This window comes from Deinococcus aetherius (assembly GCF_025997855.1).
GTDB classification, from domain to species: Bacteria; Deinococcota; Deinococci; order Deinococcales; family Deinococcaceae; genus Deinococcus; species Deinococcus aetherius.
Window position 1 is genome coordinate 329043 of the sequence record NZ_AP026560.1, and the last position, 17060, is coordinate 346102.

The window sequence follows — 17060 nt, forward strand, 5'->3', positions numbered from 1 at the left end:
GAAGCTGGGGCCGGTGCTCCGGCTCCTTTCCTTTGTCGTGCGGCCCGGGAGAGAGGGACGCGCACGTTCTCCGATACCACCCCTCTTACGACAGCCCCAACTCCGCGCGTTCGGCCCGCGTCAGGCCGTGCACGACGAGAGCATGGCTGCCCGCCAGCAGCTCCCGCAGCAACGCGTCCGGCACCGTGCCGTCGAGAGTGACCGTCACCCAATGGCGCTTGTTGAGGTGATACCCGGTGGCAATGGCAGTGTACTCGGCGCGCAGTTCCTCGCCGCGTTTGGGCTTCACCTTGACGGACAGGCTCGGCGGGTCGGCGAGGATGTCGGTGAGGGCGTACATCTTGCCACTGCCGGACCCGCCCACCTTGAAGACCAGCGTGGTCTCGTCGAAGGGAAAGGTCTCCCGCGAGTGGGGAAGGGCCGCCGCCGCCGCTCGCAGCTCGCCGATAGAACGCATGGGGGTAGCATAGCCAGTTCCGGGAAGTGGCCGGTGGGCGTGGAGGGGGCCGGGCGGGAGCCCCGGCTCAAGGTTGGGAATAGGGAAAAGTAGCACTCATAAAAACCGAAAACCCCCTCCCAATCGCTATTTTTGGGCTCCGCCATTAAGGGAGCATAAACCGGGACAGGTCCCGCGCGCCTCTCCCCGGCCCCTACGATGACGGGAAACAGGCTCGCTGCCGGGAGAAGCACACCTCATGGACCAACGCATTCTGCTGATTGAAGACAACCCCGACATCACCCGTGTCGTCCAGTACGAGCTGGAGCAGGCCGGGTACAAGGTGCTGACTGCCCCCGACGGGGTGACGGGCCTCACGAGCGCCCGCGAGAACAGCCCTGAACTCGTCATCCTCGACCTCGGCCTGCCCGACTTCGACGGGGCCGAGATCGCCCGGCGGCTGCGCAAGACGAGCAGCGTGCCCATCATCATCCTGACCGCGATGGACGCCGTGGACCGCAAGGTGAACCTGCTGGAGGCGGGCGCCGACGACTACATGACCAAGCCCTTCCACCCGGAGGAACTCGTCGCCCGGGTCAAGGTGCAGCTTCGCCACCAGCAGCACGGGGAGGTCATCTCTATCGGGGCGCTCGAAATCCACCCGCAGAAGAGGCTGTGCCACTACAACGGCCACGAGGTCCGCCTCTCGCCCAAGGAGTTCGACCTCCTGACCTTCCTCGCCCGCCAGCCGGGCCGGGTGTACTCGCGCGCCGAGATCGAGCGCGAGGTGTGGAACGGTGAACTGCCCAGCAACTCCAACGTGGTGGACGTGCATATGGCGAACATGCGCGCCAAGCTGCGCGACCTCGACGGGTACGGGATCATCCGCACCGTGCGGGGCATCGGGTACGCGCTCAAGACGCCGTAGGGAAGCGGTCGGCTCTCAGCCGTCAGTGGTCAGCAGGAGTGCCCCGGGGGAGTCCTCGGGGCGCCGTCGTTTCGGAATCTCCCCGGCCATGTGCCCGGCGTGCCGCAATGCGGGAATGACCCTGCCCAACTCCACCCTCACCGCCATTCCCGGCTTTCGCGTGGGTCACTGGACCGACCCCGTGGGCTGCACGGGCTGCACGGTGATCCTCTGCCCCGACGCGGGCGCCGTCGCCTCGGCGAGCTTCCTGGGGCCCAGCCCGGGCACCCGCGAGGGGGTGCTGCTGTCCCCCGAGAAGAAGGTGGAGCGGGTCCACGCCCTGCTCCTGACGGGCGGCAGCGCCTTCGGCCTCGCGGCGGCGACGGGCGTGGTGCGGGTGCTCGAAGAACGCGGGGTCGGCCATCAGACCCCCTGGGCCCGCGTGCCCCTCGTCCCGACGGCGGTGGTCTACGACCTGGGGGTGGGCGATCCCAGGGCCCGCCCCGGCGAGCAGGAGGGCGAGGCGGCGGCCCGGTCGGCGTCGAACGCCCCGGTCGAGCGCGGGCGGGTGGGCGCGGGCACGGGCGCGACGGCGGGCAAGTACCTGGGGCAGGAGTTCACCGTGCCGGGGGGACTGGGCAGCGTGTGTGTGGAGCGGCACGGGGTCCGGGTGGGGGCGCTGGCGGTCGTCAACCCCATCGGGGACGTGCTCGACGAGCGGGGCGGCGTGCTCGCCGGGCCGGGTGTGGGGCCGGGGGCGGTCGCCTTCACTCCCGGGGACGTGGAGAGCACAACCCTCGTCGCCGTCGCCACCGAGCACACGCTCACCAAGAACGACGCCCGCCGCCTCGCCGACGCCGCTCAGACCGCGTTGGGCCGGGTCATCCACCCCAGCCACACCTTCTGGGACGGGGACAGCGCCTTCGTGCTGAGTTCGTGCGTCCTGCCGCCCGCCGACCCCATGCTGCTCGGCGCCCTCGTGCAGGAGGCCGTCTGCGCCTCAGTGCGCGACGCGGTGCGGAGGGCAAACGCAGGAGGCTGATCTTCACCCGTTGAGCGCGAGGTCATCCAGCAGCGAGGGCACCCACCGCTCCTTCTGGGCGCGGACCTCCGGGTTAACGCTCCCGTACACCCACTCCAGAAAGGCCGTTCCCGTGGCGACGCCGAACACCTCTGCCGCTTCCCCTGGGAAGGGCCGCCCCGATTCCGCCGCATAGCCCTCCCGGTAGGCCGCCGTCAACGCTGGGGCGTCCGGGTAGTCGAGCAATTCCCTCTCGGTGAGCGCGAGGTCGAAGGCGGGATGAGCCACGGCACACCCGTCGAAGTCGAGCACGGCGACTTGGCCGTCCGGGGTCAGTAGCACATTGCCGAAGTGCAGGTCCGAGTGGATGACCCGCGCTGCTGGCGCGTGTGCTTCCATGAACGCAGCGGTCCGCTCCACCGCGAGCGCGCACCGCCTTTGGTCAGCCTCGCTGAGATAACGTGGGGCCTCATCTCTCCACCACGTACGCAGCCAAGTCGTGTCATACACAGGGCCGCCCCAGTTCTGGGGAGGACGGAAGTCGAGCGCGTGGAGGCGGGCCGTTTCCCGCCCCAACTTTCGCACGAGGTCGGCGGTCACCGGACGAGGAGCCTCCCCATCCACCCAGGTCGAGAGGACAGTCCAGCGCGGCGTTTCGTCGGGCAGGATCAGGGCGCGGGCCGCCTCACGGCGAGGAACGGTCAAGCCTGCCCCAGCAGCGGCATTTTGGAAAGCGCTCACCTCCGTAAGCCGTGTTGCCACTGTCCCCGCCGTGCAGACGCGCAGGCTTACTGGGCCAGCCGGTGTGTCCACCCGTGCCACGACGTCTCCCAGCCTACGGAGAACCGTGAAGGCTGAATTGCTGAGGCTGTACAACGGGAGGGCGAGGCGAATCAGGTCGGCAGGTTCCATGACCGCAGTCTCGCCGCCGAGCGTCACCTACGCCTCCGCGTGATGGCGGAGGAGAGCTTCAATCCCACACGAACGTCAGCCGCGCCCCCACCACCGCAAACCCGGCGCGTCGCACGTTGCGTTCGCTGCCGCTCCCCGGCGTCACGAACACGCTGGCGAGGTCGGCCCCCAGGCGGGCGGCCAGATAGAGCCTTGCGGCGAGGAGGGCCGTCTGCACCCCCCGGCCCCGGAACTCAGGCAGGGTGGAGGTCCCGTAGAGCGCGGCCACGCCTTCGGTCACACTCAGGGCGGCGGTCCCGGCGGGCTGCCCGTCTACCTCGGCCACCAGCCGCCGGGTTCCAGCGGCATGGGCCACGCAGTGCATGATCGCCCCCGTGCCCGGCCCGAACCCGCGTGCGGAGAGGTCGGCCCAAAGCTCCGGGTCAGGTTCCTCGCGGACGGTGGGGGCAGGAGCGGGCGGCAGGGCGGTCAGATCGCGCGTGTAGACGTGCAGAACGTGGTCCAGCGCGTACCCCCTCGCCCTCAGCAGCGGGAGCAGGGGCGGGGCGGCGTGCGAGAGGACGTGCAGCGTCGCAGGCTGCCTGTGCTCGGCGCTGAAGGCCTCGAAGGCGTCCAGATCGGCTTCCGTCAGCCCCTCCGTGCCGTCGTGCCAGGCGGTGTCCACGGGCAGGTCCGGCCCGGCGTGGACGGCGACGAGGGGGCCGAAGCGGGCCACGGCGCCCTCCCGGCCGTAGCGGGCGTGCCCCGCCGCCTCCGCGCGGGCGAGGCGGGGCAGGAGGTCGGGGGGCGGGGCAGACATGGCCCCAGCGTACCCGGCGCGTCCCCGCCGGGGCCCGTGACCGATGCGCCCCGATGTGGGATACTCCCCGTGTGAACCTTCACGCTGCGGCCTCGCGTATTGGCTTCTGTCTGATGGCCCTGCTCCCGGTGGGCGGCCCGGCGTTCGCCGACGGTGCGCCCGGCCTCGCCTCGGCGGGCGGCGACCGGGTGATCGAGCGGGTCGTCTTCCGCTGCCAGGGCGGCATTCGCGTGCAGGTCACCCGGATGCCGAACCGTGCCCTGGTGCAGTTCGCCGGGCAGACGCGGGTGCTGAACCAGGCGGACGGCGTGGGCGGCGTGCGCTACCGCAGCGGCGGCTTCGCCTGGGTCAACAATGGGAAGGTCGCCTACATGAAGAACACCCGCAGCGGCGAACTGCCCGTCAGCGGCTGCGTGCGCGTCAACTAAGGCGCAGGGGACCGCGCGTCCCCGTCGCGGGCAGGTCGCCTCCATGAGCCTGCCCGCAACTTCCCCTGTTGAGCGGCGCTCATCCGGTGTGAAATACTCGGCTTATGACTTCTTTCGCCGCGTTCCTCCGTGTTGGCTTGCTGCCGGTGGCCCTGCTTTCAGTCGGCGGGACGGCCCTCGCCGACGGTGGCCCCGCCGTCGCCTCCTCGGCGGGCGGAGACCAGGTGCTCGGGCGGGCCACCTTCCGCTGCCAGGGGGGCATTCGCGTGCAGGTGACGCTGCTGCCCGACCGGGCCCGGGTGGAGTTCGCCGGTCAGACGCGGGTCCTGAGTCAAGCGGACGGAGCGGGGGGCGTGCTGTACCAGGGCGGCGGCTTCGCCTGGGTCAGCAACGGCGGGGTCGCCTCCATGAAGGAGACCCGCAGCGGCAGGCTCGCCCTGAGAGGTTGTGTGCAGGTCAACTGAACCTGCGACCGATTGTGGGAGACCCTGGTCGAAAACCCAAGTGCCTTCGCTGGACAGGCTCCAACCGGGCGAAAGGAGGCCGTCTGCGCTGGACGCTCTCGTTGGGGAACAGGCACGGCGGCCGCTTTTCTTGAAAGCACTCGTCTTGAAAGCGCTCGCCGTTCCCGACGCGGATTGCGCGGGGGCTACTTCCGGCCGGAGCCTGAACCGGGGTTGGAAAACGGCGTCCTGGCCCTGGCTTTCCGGACCTTCGCCCGATTCCGATGCATAAGTTTGACAGCCACTGCATCCCACGCTATTCTTTCCTCATCACCGCCTGAGAGGCGGGTTTTTTTCTACGACGGCAAAGGGGGCTTGAGAGGGTAAGCTGGGGAGGCGGAGGTGCCGGTTGGCGCGTCGAGATGCCCGTGAGCCTGCCCCACGAACCGAAGTCCTGCGGTGTGAAACGGAGACCTGTCCGACCTGTGGGCAGTCCACGACACTGGCGTACCACAACAGCCGACGCCTGATGACGCTTCATGGGGCGGTGCAGTACATCCTCAAAATTCGGCAGTGCCGTCATCCGGAGTGTGCGAGGTACCGACAGCCCCTTCGGCCCGAAGCCGAAGGGGCCCTGGCGTTACCCCGTTCCGAATACGGGCTGGACGTTCTGGCGTTGATCGGGGCGCTGCGGTACAGCGAGCATCGTTCGGTGCCGGAGATTCACGCGGTCCTGTTGGACCGCGAGGTGGAGGTCAGCGAGCGGAACGTCACCCATCTGCTGCATCGGTACGAAGAACTGCTGGCGCTGCGCCTGACCGACGCCACCCGACTACGGGAGAAGCTGCGTGCCCAGGGGCAAGTCATCCTCGCTCTGGATGGTCTCCAGCCCGACGTGGGCCATGAAGTGTTATGGGTGCTGCGGGATGTGCTGTCGGGGGAAGTCTTGCTGGCACGTGCCCTGCTGGGGGGCGGTGAAGCGGAACTGACGCCGCTGATTCAGGAAGTGAAGGAGGCCCTCGGGGAGGGCCTCCCGATCATTGGTGTGATCAGCGATGGTCAACACGCCATTCGCCATACCATCGCTCAGGTGCTCCCTGGCGTCCCGCACCAACTTTGCCAGTTTCACTATCTACGTGAGGCGGCCCGTCCGGTCTTCGAAGCTGACCGACACGCCAAGGTGCAACTGAAACGGGAGTTGCGGGGCGTTCGCAAGCTGGAACGCAGTTTGGAGGTCCGCACGGACTTGCCCGCCCGGGTGCTGCTGGACTATTGCCTGGCGGTTCGGGGTGCCTTGACCGATGATGGCCGCCCGCCGCTGGCGGCGAGCGGCCTCAAACTCCGACGCCGCATCCAGGAAGTCGAGGGGTCCTTGGCGCGTGTGATCACGGCGAAAAAGGGGCGCAAGAACCCGTAGACCCCGAGCTGCGACGGCTGCACGTTCATCTCCAGCGGGCTTTGGAGCGCAGCGATGCGGGGTGGCCGGAAATCGACCGGGCCTACCGCCTGGTGTCCCAAGCAGCTCAGGTACTTCAGAACGCGGAGGAGGGCACGGCCCAGCAGGTGGAGGGGCGCTTCGAGACCGTCTTGCAGCGGATCGAACGTGAAGCGAACCGGAACGGTTCGCTTCACGACGCCCTGCGGCACTTTCTGAAGGTGACTGCCAGCTATCGTTCGCACCTGTTCCACACCTACAGCCTGCCTGGCCTGCCACGCACCAACAACGATCTGGAGCAGTTCTTCGGCGCCGCTCGGTACCACGAGCGGCGTATCGCCGGACGCAAGGTGGCCTCGCCCAGCACCGTGATCCGTGGGCAAGTTCGTCTGGTCGCGGCCTTCGGCACCCGACTCCAACCGCCCGTCGGACCTGATCTCCGGCCTCGCTGCCTCACGGCCTGGCGTCATCTCCGGGCTGGGCTGGAAGCCCGACATGAGGCACGACGACAGCAACTCCGCTTCCGCCGTTCTCCTGACCAGTACCTTGCTGCCCTGGAAGCCCGCCTCCTCAAGCCCCCTTTGCCGTCATAGGTTTTTTTATTGCCCGCACCGGGCGGGCGGCCCGCGCGCTAGCCTGCGCCCATGAGCCTCCCCTCGCTCCCGGACCAGGCCCCCGCCCCCGAGACCGGTCCGCCGCGTCCGGTGGGGGTGAACGAGCGGGCGGCCCTTCCCGACGTGCTGCGGGGGGTCGCGCTGCTGGGCATCCTGATCGTGAACGTGCAGACCTTCGCGGGCTTCCGCGAGTGGCAGCAACGGGGCCTGGACGGGATCGTGCAGACGTTGACGGACATCTTCGTGAACGGGCGGGCGATCAGCCTCTTCGCCATGCTGTTCGGGTGGGGGGCGGCGGGGCTGCTCGCGCGGCACGGGGCGGGGACGCTGCTGCGGCGCCTGGCCGTGCTTCTGGTGATCGGCACGGCGCATTTCGTGTTCGTGTGGCACGGCGACATCATCTCCAACTACGCGCTGCTGGCGGTCGCGCTGCTGCTCATCGTGCGGATGACGGCGCGCGAACTCGTCGCCGTCGCGGGGGCGCTGGGGGGCTGGTGGCTGTTGCTGGGGCTCCTGGCGGGCTTCGGCACCCTGGCGGGTCCGGTCAGGCCCCGGTTCGACGGGCTGCCCGACCTCGCGCCGGGCATGACGTACGCGCAGGTGGTGGCCGAGCGGGCGGCGGAATTCCAATCCAACCTGATCGGCGGCAGCGTGTACAACGGCCTGTGGCTGGTCGCCCTCTTCTGTCTGGGGGCCGCCGCCTCCCGGGTCGGGCTGCTCACGCGCCCGGGGGACCACCTTCCCCTATTGCGCCGCCTCGCCGTGTACGGCCTGATGGTGGGCCTGCCGCTGGGCGTGCTCCTCGCGTGGCTGAACACCTGGGGCACCCAGACCGCCGGGCTCCTCGCCATCCCCGTCCGCATGGGGGGTGGGCTCACGACGGCGCTGGGGTACGCCGGGGTGCTGGGGCTCCTCGCGGCGCGGGGGCGGCTGGGACCCCTGAGGGCCTTCGCGGCGAGCGGGCGGCTCGCCATGAGCAACTACATCGCCCAGAGCCTGATCATGACGACGGTGTTCTACCCCTACGCGGGCGCGCAGTACGGGCGCTGGGGCGCCGCCGCTGCCCTGCTCCTCGCCCTCGCCGTCGGCCTCGCCCAGGTGCCCCTGAGCGCGTGGGTGCTGCGCCGCTTCGGGACGGGACCGCTGGAGGCCCTCACCCGGGCCCTGGTGTACGGCCGCGCCCGGCGCTAGGAACCCGGTGCCCGCCGGGCGCGTACTCCCGGCATGGAATTCATCTGGAAGGCCAAGGCGGTGCGGGAAACCGGTGGCGAGGGCGCGCGGCTGGAGGTCGTCGAGCACCTTGCCCACCCCACCGAGGCCCCGCTGGAGGGGTACCTCCAACCCCTGACCCGCCCCGCGCCCTGGCGGCAACTCACCCTGCACCTGGGGGGCGGCACGGCGGTGCTCGAACCCGGTGCCCTCCAGTCGCTGCGCGGGGAGATCGAACTCGGCGCGAGCCTGACGGGCGGGGGCGGAGGCGGGCTGGGCGGCTTCCTGCGCGGCGCGGTCACGGCGGCGGCGACGGGGGAGGGTCTGTACAAGACGGTCTACCGGGGCACGGGCGTGATCCACACCGAGCTCACGCGGCTGCACCTCCTGCTCGGCGAACTGCGCGGTGAGGAGGTCATCGTGGACGACGGCGCCTTCGTTGCCTGCGCCGGGGACGTGACGGTCGGGCGGCACGTCAACCGGGGCCTCGCCGCCGCCCTCGGGAGCGGGGAGGGGCGGGTGCAGCCCAAGCTCTCGGGCACGGGCGTCTTCGCCCTGCAAAGCCCCGTCCACCCTGACGAATTCCAGGTGCTCGACCTGCGGAACGAGACCCTGAAGGTGGACGGCAACCTCGTCGTGGCGTACACGGGCGGCCTGACCTTCAGTGTCGAGAAAAGTAGCCGGGGCCTGCTCGGCAGCGGGCGAACCGGGGAGGGCTTCGTGCAGGTGTACCGGGGCAGCGGCCGCGTGTGGTTCGCCCCCACCCTGCCGCTGCGCCTTCCATCCGCCCTCACGCCGACGCTGGATGCATAGAGTTGACGCCGGGTGGATCCCACGCTATCCTTTTCCCATCAGCGTCCGGTTCGGGCGCTTTTTTTGTTGCTCCTCCAGATCTGGTCAGCCTGGGGTGTCCGTCCCCAGCCGGGCCTCCCGCACCACCGTCGCCAGACGCTCCAGCCGTCCGCGCAGCGCGAGGAGGTACACCGCCGGTTCGGCCTCCTCCCCGAAGGTCCAGACGCGCACGCTCGGCGGGGCGGCCAGCACACGGCCCAGCAGGTCCAGCGTCCCGGCGCGGGTGGCGCGGGTCTCCTCCAGGAGTTCGGGCAGCCCCAGTTCTGCCAGCGGAGCGGTGCGGCGGTAGGGCAGATGGGCCGCGTGGTCGCCGAGCCCGATCCGCATCTCCATGCCCATCTTGCGCTCCATGCCGATCACGCGCCGCAGCGTGTCCTCGGCCCCGGCTCCCCAGCCTCCGGGGGCGAGGAGGGCCCGGTAGGCGGCCCCTGCCCCTCCAGCTCGGCACGCACCCGGGCGGGTGGAGTCACGGCGGCCTGGGCGCGCAGGGCCTCCAGGGGGTGGGGGTCGCCCGTCATGGCGAGCAGTATTTCACCCCGCCCCGTTATCCTGACCCCGATGAGGCATACGGGCACCTGGACAGACATCTACGGCTCGGTCCGCGCGAGCTTCGAGGGGCGGGTCGGGGGGCACCGCTGGCTGGTGGCCGCACCGCCGGGGCTCGCCGCCGGGGTGCCCGCCGGGCTCACGGCCCTCGACGGCAAGGGCCGCGCCGACTTCCTCGTCCACGACGGCCTGACCCCCCTCCTCGCCGCCCTGCGCGAACTGGAGCCGCGTGGGGTGCTCGTCGTCGCGGGGCGCCCCCTCGCCTCCGGCCCCGCCGTGTCCGTCCCGGAGCGCGTGGTAGACGACCTGGACGGCGCCCCGTACCAGGAGGGGGGCGAGTACCCGGCCTGGCACTCCGCCCTGCCCCTCGCGGACGGGGCGGGCGAGTCCGAGGCCGCAAGTGCCGTCGCCGGGGCCGGGGTCCCCGTCGTCGTCACCGCGCCGGACGGGGTGTGTGCCGCCCTGGAAGCCTGGATGGACGCCACCCCGCACGGGCGATAGGGGAGGGCCCAAAAGCGACCGTGTACCGCACGTTTCCTCCCGCCTCCCCCTACACTTCCCGCGTGACCGCCCCCCTTCCCGACTCCACCGTGCGCCATCTGTACGTGCACGTGCCCTTCTGCCCGAGCATCTGCCCGTACTGCGACTTCCATGTCCTCACCCGGCGGGCCGGGCTGGTCGAGCGTTACCTGGAGGGCATCGAGGCGGAGGCGGCGCGGCTGTCGGGCGAGTACCCGGTGGACCTCGACACGGTGTACCTGGGCGGCGGCACGCCGAGCTTCCTGCGGGACGCGGAGCTGGAGGCGCTGGTGGGCAGCATCCACCGTCACCTCGGCTGGGGCCGGGTCGAGAACACGCTGGAGGTGAACCCGGGCACGGTGTCGCGGGAGCGCGCGGCCCACTGGCGCGGCCTCGGCCTGGGCCGCGCCTCGGTCGGCGTGCAGAGCCTCGACGACGCAACGCTGCTCTTCCTGGGCCGCCAGCACGACGCCGCCCAGGCGCGCGAGGCCGTAACCACCCTGCTCGGGGCGGGCTTCCGGGTCAGCGGCGATCTGATCACCGCCGTGCCGGGGCAGCCCCTGGAAGCGGACGTTCGCGGCCTGGTGGACCTCGGCGTGGGGCATGTGAGCGCCTATACCCTGACCATTGAGCCCGGCACCGAGTTCGCCCGCCGGGGCGTGACGGTCGAGGAGGACGACGAGCGTGAGGGCTTTGAGCGCACGGAGGCCCTGCTGACTGCCCTTGGCTTCACCCGCTACGAGGTCAGCAACTACGCGCGCCCCGGCGAGGAGTCGCGGCACAACCTCGCCTACTGGCACAACCGCCTGTACCTGGGCCTCGGGCCGGGGGCAGCGGGCCATTTCCCGGCGACCGGGGACGGCCTGCTCTCCCGCCGTTGGACCAATCCCCACCTCCACGACTGGCTGGCGGGCGAGAAACCTGAAGTGCAGGACGTGGACCCCGCCGAGTTCGTGACCGACGCCCTCTTCATGGGGCTGCGGCTGCGGGAGGGGGTGGACCTCGCCGACCTCTCGCGCCGCGCGGGGCTCGACGTGCGCGCGGCCTACGCGGGGCCCATCGCGGCGAACGTGCGACGGGGCCTGCTGACCCTGGAGGGCGGGCGGCTGCGCGCGACGCCGCAGGGGTGGTGGAGCCTCAATCGCGTCATCACGGACTTTCTGGAGGAGTCGCCCGCCGCATCTACCACTTCCAGTCGTCAATGAACCCTTCACGACTTTAGGCGCAGGTTACTGGCGCCCTCCCGTCCTCGCTTTAGACTGCCCGCATGACGAACTCTTACGATTTCGACGTGCTCGTGATCGGCGCGGGCCCCGGCGGCTACCACGCGGCGATCCGGGCCGCGCAGCTCGGCCTCAGGGCGGCGTGTGCCGAGCGCGAGGCGGTGGGCGGCGTGTGCCTGAACATCGGCTGCATCCCCACCAAGGCGCTGCTCCACGCGGGCGAGCAGGTCGCCGCCGCCCGCCACGCCTCCGACTTCGGCCTGACCTTCGGCGAGCAGAAGCTCGACGTGGCGAAGCTCAACGGCTGGAAGGACGGCATCGTCAAGAAGCTCACGGGCGGCGTGGCGGGCCTCTTCCGGGCGAACAAGGTGACCCACCTCGTCGGGCAGGCGAGCTTCGTGGACGCGCATACCGTCAAGGTCGGCGACAAGACCTACACGGCGGCGAACGTCATCATCGCCACGGGGAGCGAGCCCGCCAAGATTCGCGGCCTGGACGTGGACCAGCAGTACATCGTGGACTCGACGGGAGCGCTGAACGTTCCCGACCCCATCCCCGCCCGGATGTTGTGCGTGGGCGGCGGTGTGATCTCCTTCGAGTTCTCGCACATCTACAACAATCTCGGCTCGAAGGTGAAGATCATCGAGTTCCTGCCGACGATCATCCCCGGCGCGGACGCCGACGCGGTGAAGGAGTTCGGCAAGTCGATGAAAAAACAGGGCATCGAGTTCGAGACCGAGACGAAGGCGAACAGCGCCGTGAAAAAGGACGACGGCGTCCACGTCGAGATCGAGAACGTGAAGACGGGCGAGAAGCGCACCGAGGTCTTCGACCGGGTGCTCGTCGCCGTGGGCCGCCGCCCGCGCCTCGACGGGCTGAACCTGGAGGTCACGGATGTGGCGCAAAACGAGCGCGGCTTCATCCCCGCCGACGAGCAGCAGCGCACGAACGTGCCCCACATCTTCGCCATCGGGGACGTGGCGGGAAACCCCATGCTCGCCCACAAGGCGATGAAGGAGGGCGTGGTGGCCGCCGAGGTGATCGCCGGAAAGCCCGCCGCGCAGGACGCCGTCGCCATCCCCGGCGTCGTGTACACCAGCCCCGAACTCGCCTGGGTGGGCCTGACCGAGCAGGAGGCCCGCGACAAGGGCTACGACGTCCGCACGGGTGTCTTTCCCCTGAGCGCCTCGGGCCGCGCGATGACCCTCCAGCAGACCGACGGTTTCGTGAAGATGGTCGTGGACCACGACACCGACCTGCTCCTCGGCGTCCACATCGTCGCCGCGCACGGCAGCGACATGCTCGGGGAGGCGAGTCTCGCGCTGGAGATGGGGGCGACCGCCACCGACGTCGCCCTCACGATCCACGCCCACCCCACCCTGGGCGAGACGGTGCTGGAGGCTGCCGAGGCGGTCCACAAGCAGGCCATCCACATCATGAACCGCTGAGGGGCCGTATCTGTCCGCACGTCTTCCCGGGGCGTCCTCGTCTGTCCCCGAACCCCCCCTCCCTGCTATACTCCCGGGTGCCCCGCACTCGTAGCTCAGTAGGATAGAGCGGGGGACTCCTAAGCCCTAGGCCACTGGTTCGATTCCAGTCGAGTGCACCACCCGAGGGGACGCGGTTTTCGCCACCGCGTCCGTTTCTTTTTGGGCTCCATCCGGCAGACCTGTGGCAGATCGGGCGGGCGCGGCGTCAATGCCGTTTGAACCTTGCGTCCAGGGCCCCCGTGAGTTTTCGCCGCATGTACTCCGCCGCCGGGCTCGTGCTGATCGCCACGGTGGCGATGGAGTTGTCCCCGGCGACGGCCACCATGACCGTGATGCTCTCCCGGATGCCCGCGTTCGGGCCCGACGGGGACACCCGTGCCCGGCGGGCCTCTGCCTTCAGGTACCCCTCGTCGCGCTGCACGATGTTCCAACCGCCCGGCGCCCTCGTATCCGTGTCCGTCTCCAGGGTCTGGGCCACCGCCGACAGCACCTCCGTCTGCGAGGCGAGGTAGGTCACCGGGGTCTGGAACCGGGGCGCGCACGACGCCAGGAGCAGCGCCGGGAGAAGGAGCAGGCTCTTCATCCTTCCGCCGGGCGGTGAAAACCGTCTCGCGGGTGTTTCTTTCTCCATACCGCACCTCCCTGGTCAGGGTACCGGGCCGGGCCAGTGCGTATCTCCCGCCTCTCCCGGTCCCGACCTTGATGCCCCGCTCACCCGCCGCACGTCGCGGGAGCGCAGCATGCCGACATGAGCCACAAGGACAATTACAATCAGGGCGACCGTGACCACAGCCGCAACCCCGGGGCCAACAAGGGAAGCGCCGACGAGAAGAGCGGCGACGGGCGGCGCAACGGCAGCGAGAGCGGCACCGGCGGCGGCGGCAAGAACAGCGGCGGAGACAAGGGCAGCAAGGGCTGAGCACGCCCCTTGACCCAGACGACGGGGCCTGAACTTCACCCTCACCGGAGGTTGGCGATGACGAGCAAAGGACAGAACGAGCAAAAGCAGCACGCGGACGGCGGGGACGTGCCTGCCTCCGACACCACCGACCTGAGCCAGCAGGAGATCGCGGAGTTGAACGCCCGTCCCGGCCGTGGGGCCCGCCAGGTCGAGGGGGCCGACCCCTCCGACGACTTCGTGTTCGAGCACGTCGAGGGCGATGACGCGCAGGGACCCAAGTACCCTACCGAGACCCGGCAGGAGTAAGGCGCCGCAGGAGCACGGGCCCCGTCATTCCAGGCGGGGCCCGTCGCTCCTTATTTCATGAGCTACCGAACGGAGCCCGGCGGCAGGCTGGTGAGGTGGAAGGAGCCCGCCGCCGGGTCCGCCCGGGTGATGCGGAAGGGCCAAGGGCCGTACTCGGTGTTCAGGAGCACCTGCCCGTCCCCGGAAGCGGCGCGGCGCAGGGCCGCCAGGTCCTCCTCCGTCACGCTCCCGCCGACCACGACGAAGTGCTGCTCCTCGTGTCTCACGTCCCCCACCACGATCCTGCCCCGCAGTTCTTCCATGCCTCCAGGGTAACCCCTGCGGCCCCACCTGACGAATGTGGAGCGAGGCCCCACCGTCAGCGGATCGCGCTCGCGGGGAAGGTCCGGGCGTCCTCGCTGAAGAGGAGCTTCCAGGTGGCCTCGTCCACCCGGCCCGTGACGGGCAGCCCGTTGGCCCCCTGGAAGGCGCGGACGGTGGCGGCGGTGACCGGGCCGTACCAGCCGTCGCCGCGCCCGCCGCCGCTGGGACGCGTGAGGGCGATCAGGCGGTTTTGCACGGCCTCCACGTCGGCGCCGCTCTGCCGCTGGGCCTGGAGTTGCAGCGTTCGCCGGAAGGGCACGGGCGCGAGATTGCCCGAGGCGGACGAAGCGGGGGCCGGGGTGGCCGCCCGGGACTCCGGCTGTGGGGTGGTGCGGGCCGGGGCGGCGGGCGTGGCGGGCTGCGGGGTCGCCTGGGGCGCGGGCCTCGCCGGGGTGGTGGGCGCGGGGGCGGGCGTCGGGGTGGGACGACGAACGCTGACGCCACCCTGGGGAGCGGTGGAGGGCGTGGCCGAGCCCGTGGCGCCGCCCCCCGTGCCGGGGCCGCTGCTCGGGGGCAGGTCGAGGTACACCAGGGTCTGCGCGCGGCCGTCGGGGTCGGGCTGGACGCGCACGTAGACGTACCCGCCGGGAGTGCGCAACCAGTTGTAGACGCTGCGCTGCTCGTCGCGGCTGCGCCACACGCCGTAGAGGTCGGCGCCCAGGGCCGAGCCGAGTTTCACCCGCACCGCCTCGACGGTGCCGCCCGCCCCCACGCACTTCTTGTCGGAGGTGCCGATCCCGGCGAAGCTCGCCGGGCAGTCCCGCAAGACCCCGTCGAGCGCCTGAGCGACGCGCGTGGTGGCCCGCTCCACGTCCCCCGCGCCCGGGGCGGCGAGGGCGGGGCAGAGCAGCAGGGCGGCGAGGAGGGGAACGGCGAGCCTCATGGGGTAGTGCTAGCACGCCCAACCTGACGGATGCTGAGGCCCGCCCCGGGCGGAGTTCAGGGTGCCTCGCCTGCTACCCTGCCAAGGGTGACCCCCGAGCGGTACGAGAAGATTCGCCGTGTCCTGAGCAGACGCCAGCCCACGCTGAGCGTCCTGATGGACGAGGTGCACAAGCCCCACAACTTCAGCGCGATCCTGCGCACCTGCGACGCGGTGGGCGTGCTGACCGCCCACGCCGTTCCCCCGGGGGGCGGGGCGCTGCCCACCTTCGACGCCACGAGCGGGAGCGCGCACAAATGGGTGGAGGTGCGGCGGCACCCGGACGCGATGAGCGCCACGCGGGAGTTGCAGGCCGGGGGCGTGCAGGTGCTCGCCACCCACCTCTCGCAGCGCAGCCTCGACTACCGCGAGCCCGACTACACCCGGCCGACCTGTCTCCTCCTCGGGGCCGAGAAGTGGGGCGTCTCGGACGAGGCCGCCACGCTCGCCGACGCCAACATCGTGATCCCGATGTTCGGCATGGTCCAGAGCCTCAACGTCTCGGTGGCCGCCGCCACCATCCTCTTCGAGGCCCAGCGGCAGCGACTCGCGGCGGGGATGTACGACGCGCCGCAGCTCGCGCCCGACGAGCTGGGCCGTCTCGCCTTCGAGTGGGCGTACCCCGACCTCGCCCCCGGCTACCGCGAGCGCGGCGAGCCCTACCCGGCGCTCGACGAGGCGGGGCAGATCGTCCGCTGAGGGTGGGGAGGGCCGTGTTCCCCGGCGGGTGACCGGGGTGCCTTGCGTGCATTGCGTGCGTCTCATTCTTCCGGGGCCGGGTGGCTAGACTGCGGGGCGTTTGCCCCCGGTCCTGCTCCATTCCACGTTCGGGTTCGGGGAGCCTCGCCACCGAAGGGGTGCTCTGCCTTGAACACGGAGATTCTGGTCATCCTGCTGACGCTCGCCCTGCTGGAGGGGCTGCTGTCGGCCGACAACGCGCTCGTGATGGCCGTGATGGTCCGGCCCCTGCCCGCCGCGCTTCAACAGAAGGCCCTGACCTACGTCATGTGGGGCGCGATGGTCCTGCGCCTCCTCGGCGTGCTGCTGGCGAGCCTGATCATCAAATACTGGTTCCTGCGCGCGTTCGGGGCCATCTACCTCGCCTACCTCGTGGTCAGCCACTTCCTCAAGAAGGGCGCGGACGACGGGGGAGACCCCAGGGAACTCACCGGCAGCTTCTGGAACGTGGTGGTCAGCCTCAACCTCGTGAACCTGGCTTTTTCCGTGGATTCCATCCTGGCGGGAGTGGCGCTCCTCAAGCCCGAGATGCGCGACACGGCGACCGGCTTCTGGATCGTGGTGGCGGGCGGGATCATGGGGCTGGTGCTCGTGCGCTTCGCCAGCACCATCTTCTTGCGGCTGCTCGACCGCTTCCCGGCGCTCGACGACGTGGCGTACGTGCTGATCGGCTGGATCGCCCTCAAGCTGGGGGTCGAGACGGTCGAGCAGGTGAGCGAGGTGTATCACCTGTCCTGGCACGCCGCAATGCCCTCGTGGCTCTTCTGGGCTGGAATGGGCCTGATCGCCCTCTTCGGCGGCCTCTTCGCGCTGCGCCGCCCGGCGGTGAGCGAGGCTGTCGCCGAGGCGGACGCGCGGGCCGTCCGGCGCGAACTCGACCGGGCGGCCAACGACCCCCTCGATGGCAAGCTGGACGGACGTTGAGGTTACTTGGCGTCCCGGCACACCTCCGGCGAGAGGGAGCCCCTTCCCCCGGTCCTGACCTGCGGCCCCCGG

General features: G+C 70.5%; 22 protein-coding genes and 1 tRNA gene. 15 read left to right on the plus strand and 8 right to left on the minus strand.

Going from position 1 to position 17060, the window contains the following annotated elements; genetic code table 11:
- Window positions 1-85: 85 nt before the first annotated feature.
- Window positions 86-457, minus strand: coding sequence for an MmcQ/YjbR family DNA-binding protein (locus tag DAETH_RS01625; protein ID WP_264776211.1), 372 nt, complete (start codon window positions 455-457; stop codon window positions 86-88).
- 238 nt (window positions 458-695) lie between these two features.
- Here DAETH_RS01625 and DAETH_RS01630 point away from each other — a divergent pair, with 238 nt between their 5' ends.
- Both DAETH_RS01630 and DAETH_RS01635 read left to right on the plus strand, forming a co-directional pair.
- Complete coding sequence (locus tag DAETH_RS01630; protein WP_102127617.1) at window positions 696-1364, plus strand: response regulator transcription factor; 669 nt, start codon at window positions 696-698, stop codon at window positions 1362-1364.
- A gap of 115 nt (window positions 1365-1479) precedes the next feature.
- Window positions 1480-2385 (plus strand): P1 family peptidase, encoded by a 906-nt coding sequence (locus DAETH_RS01635; protein ID WP_264776212.1) that lies wholly within the window; start codon window positions 1480-1482, stop codon window positions 2383-2385.
- Window positions 2386-2388: 3 nt separating this feature from the next.
- Here DAETH_RS01635 and DAETH_RS01640 read toward each other — a convergent pair whose 3' ends face one another.
- Window positions 2389-3276, minus strand: a complete 888-nt coding sequence (locus DAETH_RS01640) for a phosphotransferase enzyme family protein (RefSeq protein ID WP_264776213.1) — start codon at window positions 3274-3276, stop codon at window positions 2389-2391.
- 58 nt (window positions 3277-3334) lie between these two features.
- The gene (locus DAETH_RS01645) at window positions 3335-4075 is read right to left on the minus strand and encodes a GNAT family N-acetyltransferase (RefSeq protein WP_264776214.1); all 741 of its coding nucleotides are present in this window, start codon (window positions 4073-4075) and stop codon (window positions 3335-3337) included.
- Between the two features lie 71 nt (window positions 4076-4146).
- Between DAETH_RS01645 and DAETH_RS01650 the strand changes: the two genes are divergently transcribed.
- The 5 genes from DAETH_RS01650 to DAETH_RS01670 all read left to right on the plus strand — a co-directional run bounded on the left by DAETH_RS01650 (window position 4147) and on the right by DAETH_RS01670 (window position 9017).
- Window positions 4147-4503, plus strand: a complete 357-nt coding sequence (locus tag DAETH_RS01650; protein ID WP_264776215.1) for an MliC family protein — start codon at window positions 4147-4149, stop codon at window positions 4501-4503.
- Window positions 4504-4607: 104 nt separating this feature from the next.
- The gene (locus DAETH_RS01655; protein ID WP_264776216.1) at window positions 4608-4967 is read left to right on the plus strand and encodes an MliC family protein; all 360 of its coding nucleotides are present in this window, start codon (window positions 4608-4610) and stop codon (window positions 4965-4967) included.
- 508 nt (window positions 4968-5475) lie between these two features.
- A protein-coding gene (locus tag DAETH_RS01660) for an ISNCY family transposase (RefSeq protein ID WP_406585092.1) occupies window positions 5476-6974 on the plus strand; the annotation gives its coding sequence in 2 pieces (ribosomal slippage) (window positions 5476-6330 and window positions 6333-6974; 1497 coding nt in all).
- A gap of 51 nt (window positions 6975-7025) precedes the next feature.
- The gene (locus tag DAETH_RS01665) at window positions 7026-8186 is read left to right on the plus strand and encodes a DUF418 domain-containing protein (RefSeq protein ID WP_264776217.1); all 1161 of its coding nucleotides are present in this window, start codon (window positions 7026-7028) and stop codon (window positions 8184-8186) included.
- A 33-nt stretch (window positions 8187-8219) separates the two neighbouring features.
- Entirely contained in the window at window positions 8220-9017 is a 798-nt protein-coding gene (locus tag DAETH_RS01670) for an AIM24 family protein (RefSeq protein WP_264776218.1), read from the plus strand.
- 84 nt (window positions 9018-9101) lie between these two features.
- Here the strand turns inward: DAETH_RS01670 and DAETH_RS01675 are convergent, their stop codons facing one another.
- Entirely contained in the window at window positions 9102-9416 is a 315-nt protein-coding gene (locus tag DAETH_RS01675) for a hypothetical protein (RefSeq protein WP_264776219.1), read from the minus strand.
- Window positions 9413-9574 (minus strand): hypothetical protein, encoded by a 162-nt coding sequence (locus DAETH_RS01680; protein WP_264776220.1) that lies wholly within the window; start codon window positions 9572-9574, stop codon window positions 9413-9415. Before DAETH_RS01680 ends, DAETH_RS01675 begins: the two co-directional genes overlap by 4 nt.
- A 40-nt stretch (window positions 9575-9614) precedes the next feature.
- Between DAETH_RS01680 and DAETH_RS01685 the strand changes: the two genes are divergently transcribed.
- The 4 genes from DAETH_RS01685 to DAETH_RS01700 all read left to right on the plus strand — a co-directional run bounded on the left by DAETH_RS01685 (window position 9615) and on the right by DAETH_RS01700 (window position 12953).
- On the plus strand, window positions 9615-10103 hold the full coding sequence (locus DAETH_RS01685; protein ID WP_264776221.1) for a hypothetical protein: 489 nt from the start codon (window positions 9615-9617) through the stop codon (window positions 10101-10103).
- 62 nt (window positions 10104-10165) lie between these two features.
- On the plus strand, window positions 10166-11326 hold the full coding sequence (gene hemW, locus DAETH_RS01690; protein WP_264776222.1) for a radical SAM family heme chaperone HemW: 1161 nt from the start codon (window positions 10166-10168) through the stop codon (window positions 11324-11326).
- Window positions 11327-11388: 62 nt separating this feature from the next.
- Window positions 11389-12792, plus strand: coding sequence for a dihydrolipoyl dehydrogenase (gene lpdA / locus DAETH_RS01695; RefSeq protein WP_264776223.1), 1404 nt, complete (start codon window positions 11389-11391; stop codon window positions 12790-12792).
- 84 nt (window positions 12793-12876) lie between these two features.
- A tRNA-Arg gene (locus DAETH_RS01700) sits at window positions 12877-12953 on the plus strand.
- An 86-nt stretch (window positions 12954-13039) separates the two neighbouring features.
- Here the strand turns inward: DAETH_RS01700 and DAETH_RS01705 are convergent.
- Window positions 13040-13417: a hypothetical protein gene (locus DAETH_RS01705; RefSeq protein WP_264776224.1), complete on the minus strand. Its 378-nt coding sequence runs from the start codon at window positions 13415-13417 to the stop codon at window positions 13040-13042.
- Between the two features lie 165 nt (window positions 13418-13582).
- Between DAETH_RS01705 and DAETH_RS01710 the strand changes: the two genes are divergently transcribed.
- The gene (locus tag DAETH_RS01710; protein ID WP_264776225.1) at window positions 13583-13753 is read left to right on the plus strand and encodes a hypothetical protein; all 171 of its coding nucleotides are present in this window, start codon (window positions 13583-13585) and stop codon (window positions 13751-13753) included.
- A gap of 57 nt (window positions 13754-13810) precedes the next feature.
- Window positions 13811-14041, plus strand: a complete 231-nt coding sequence (locus DAETH_RS01715; protein WP_264776226.1) for a hypothetical protein — start codon at window positions 13811-13813, stop codon at window positions 14039-14041.
- Window positions 14042-14103: 62 nt separating this feature from the next.
- On the opposite strand, the gene DAETH_RS01720 is transcribed toward DAETH_RS01715, so the two are convergent.
- Window positions 14104-14343, minus strand: coding sequence for a hypothetical protein (locus DAETH_RS01720; RefSeq protein WP_264776227.1), 240 nt, complete (start codon window positions 14341-14343; stop codon window positions 14104-14106).
- A gap of 56 nt (window positions 14344-14399) precedes the next feature.
- The gene (locus DAETH_RS01725) at window positions 14400-15287 is read right to left on the minus strand and encodes a peptidoglycan-binding domain-containing protein (RefSeq protein ID WP_264776228.1); all 888 of its coding nucleotides are present in this window, start codon (window positions 15285-15287) and stop codon (window positions 14400-14402) included.
- Between the two features lie 87 nt (window positions 15288-15374).
- Between DAETH_RS01725 and trmH the strand changes: the two genes are divergently transcribed.
- Both trmH and DAETH_RS01735 read left to right on the plus strand, forming a co-directional pair.
- Window positions 15375-16025, plus strand: coding sequence for a tRNA (guanosine(18)-2'-O)-methyltransferase TrmH (trmH, locus tag DAETH_RS01730; protein WP_264776229.1), 651 nt, complete (start codon window positions 15375-15377; stop codon window positions 16023-16025).
- A gap of 168 nt (window positions 16026-16193) precedes the next feature.
- Window positions 16194-16988: a TerC family protein gene (locus DAETH_RS01735; RefSeq protein ID WP_264776230.1), complete on the plus strand. Its 795-nt coding sequence runs from the start codon at window positions 16194-16196 to the stop codon at window positions 16986-16988.
- The last annotated feature ends 72 nt before the right edge of the window (window positions 16989-17060 follow it).

Coding starts and splice junctions, on each gene's coding strand:
- DAETH_RS01715 (WP_264776226.1), top strand. CDS start 13,811: ATGACGAGCAAAGGACAGAACGAGCAAAAGCAGCACGCGGACGGCGGG.
- DAETH_RS01630 (WP_102127617.1), top strand. CDS start 696: ATGGACCAACGCATTCTGCTGATTGAAGACAACCCCGACATCACCCGT.
- DAETH_RS01710 (WP_264776225.1), top strand. CDS start 13,583: ATGAGCCACAAGGACAATTACAATCAGGGCGACCGTGACCACAGCCGC.
- DAETH_RS01645 (WP_264776214.1), bottom strand. CDS start 4,075: ATGTCTGCCCCGCCCCCCGACCTCCTGCCCCGCCTCGCCCGCGCGGAG.
- DAETH_RS01665 (WP_264776217.1), top strand. CDS start 7,026: ATGAGCCTCCCCTCGCTCCCGGACCAGGCCCCCGCCCCCGAGACCGGT.
- DAETH_RS01670 (WP_264776218.1), top strand. CDS start 8,220: ATGGAATTCATCTGGAAGGCCAAGGCGGTGCGGGAAACCGGTGGCGAG.
- lpdA (WP_264776223.1), top strand. CDS start 11,389: ATGACGAACTCTTACGATTTCGACGTGCTCGTGATCGGCGCGGGCCCC.
- DAETH_RS01680 (WP_264776220.1), bottom strand. CDS start 9,574: ATGACGGGCGACCCCCACCCCCTGGAGGCCCTGCGCGCCCAGGCCGCC.
- DAETH_RS01705 (WP_264776224.1), bottom strand. CDS start 13,417: ATGAAGAGCCTGCTCCTTCTCCCGGCGCTGCTCCTGGCGTCGTGCGCG.
- DAETH_RS01725 (WP_264776228.1), bottom strand. CDS start 15,287: ATGAGGCTCGCCGTTCCCCTCCTCGCCGCCCTGCTGCTCTGCCCCGCC.
- DAETH_RS01685 (WP_264776221.1), top strand. CDS start 9,615: ATGAGGCATACGGGCACCTGGACAGACATCTACGGCTCGGTCCGCGCG.
- DAETH_RS01720 (WP_264776227.1), bottom strand. CDS start 14,343: ATGGAAGAACTGCGGGGCAGGATCGTGGTGGGGGACGTGAGACACGAG.
- DAETH_RS01640 (WP_264776213.1), bottom strand. CDS start 3,276: ATGGAACCTGCCGACCTGATTCGCCTCGCCCTCCCGTTGTACAGCCTC.
- DAETH_RS01655 (WP_264776216.1), top strand. CDS start 4,608: ATGACTTCTTTCGCCGCGTTCCTCCGTGTTGGCTTGCTGCCGGTGGCC.
- DAETH_RS01625 (WP_264776211.1), bottom strand. CDS start 457: ATGCGTTCTATCGGCGAGCTGCGAGCGGCGGCGGCGGCCCTTCCCCAC.
- DAETH_RS01635 (WP_264776212.1), top strand. CDS start 1,480: ATGACCCTGCCCAACTCCACCCTCACCGCCATTCCCGGCTTTCGCGTG.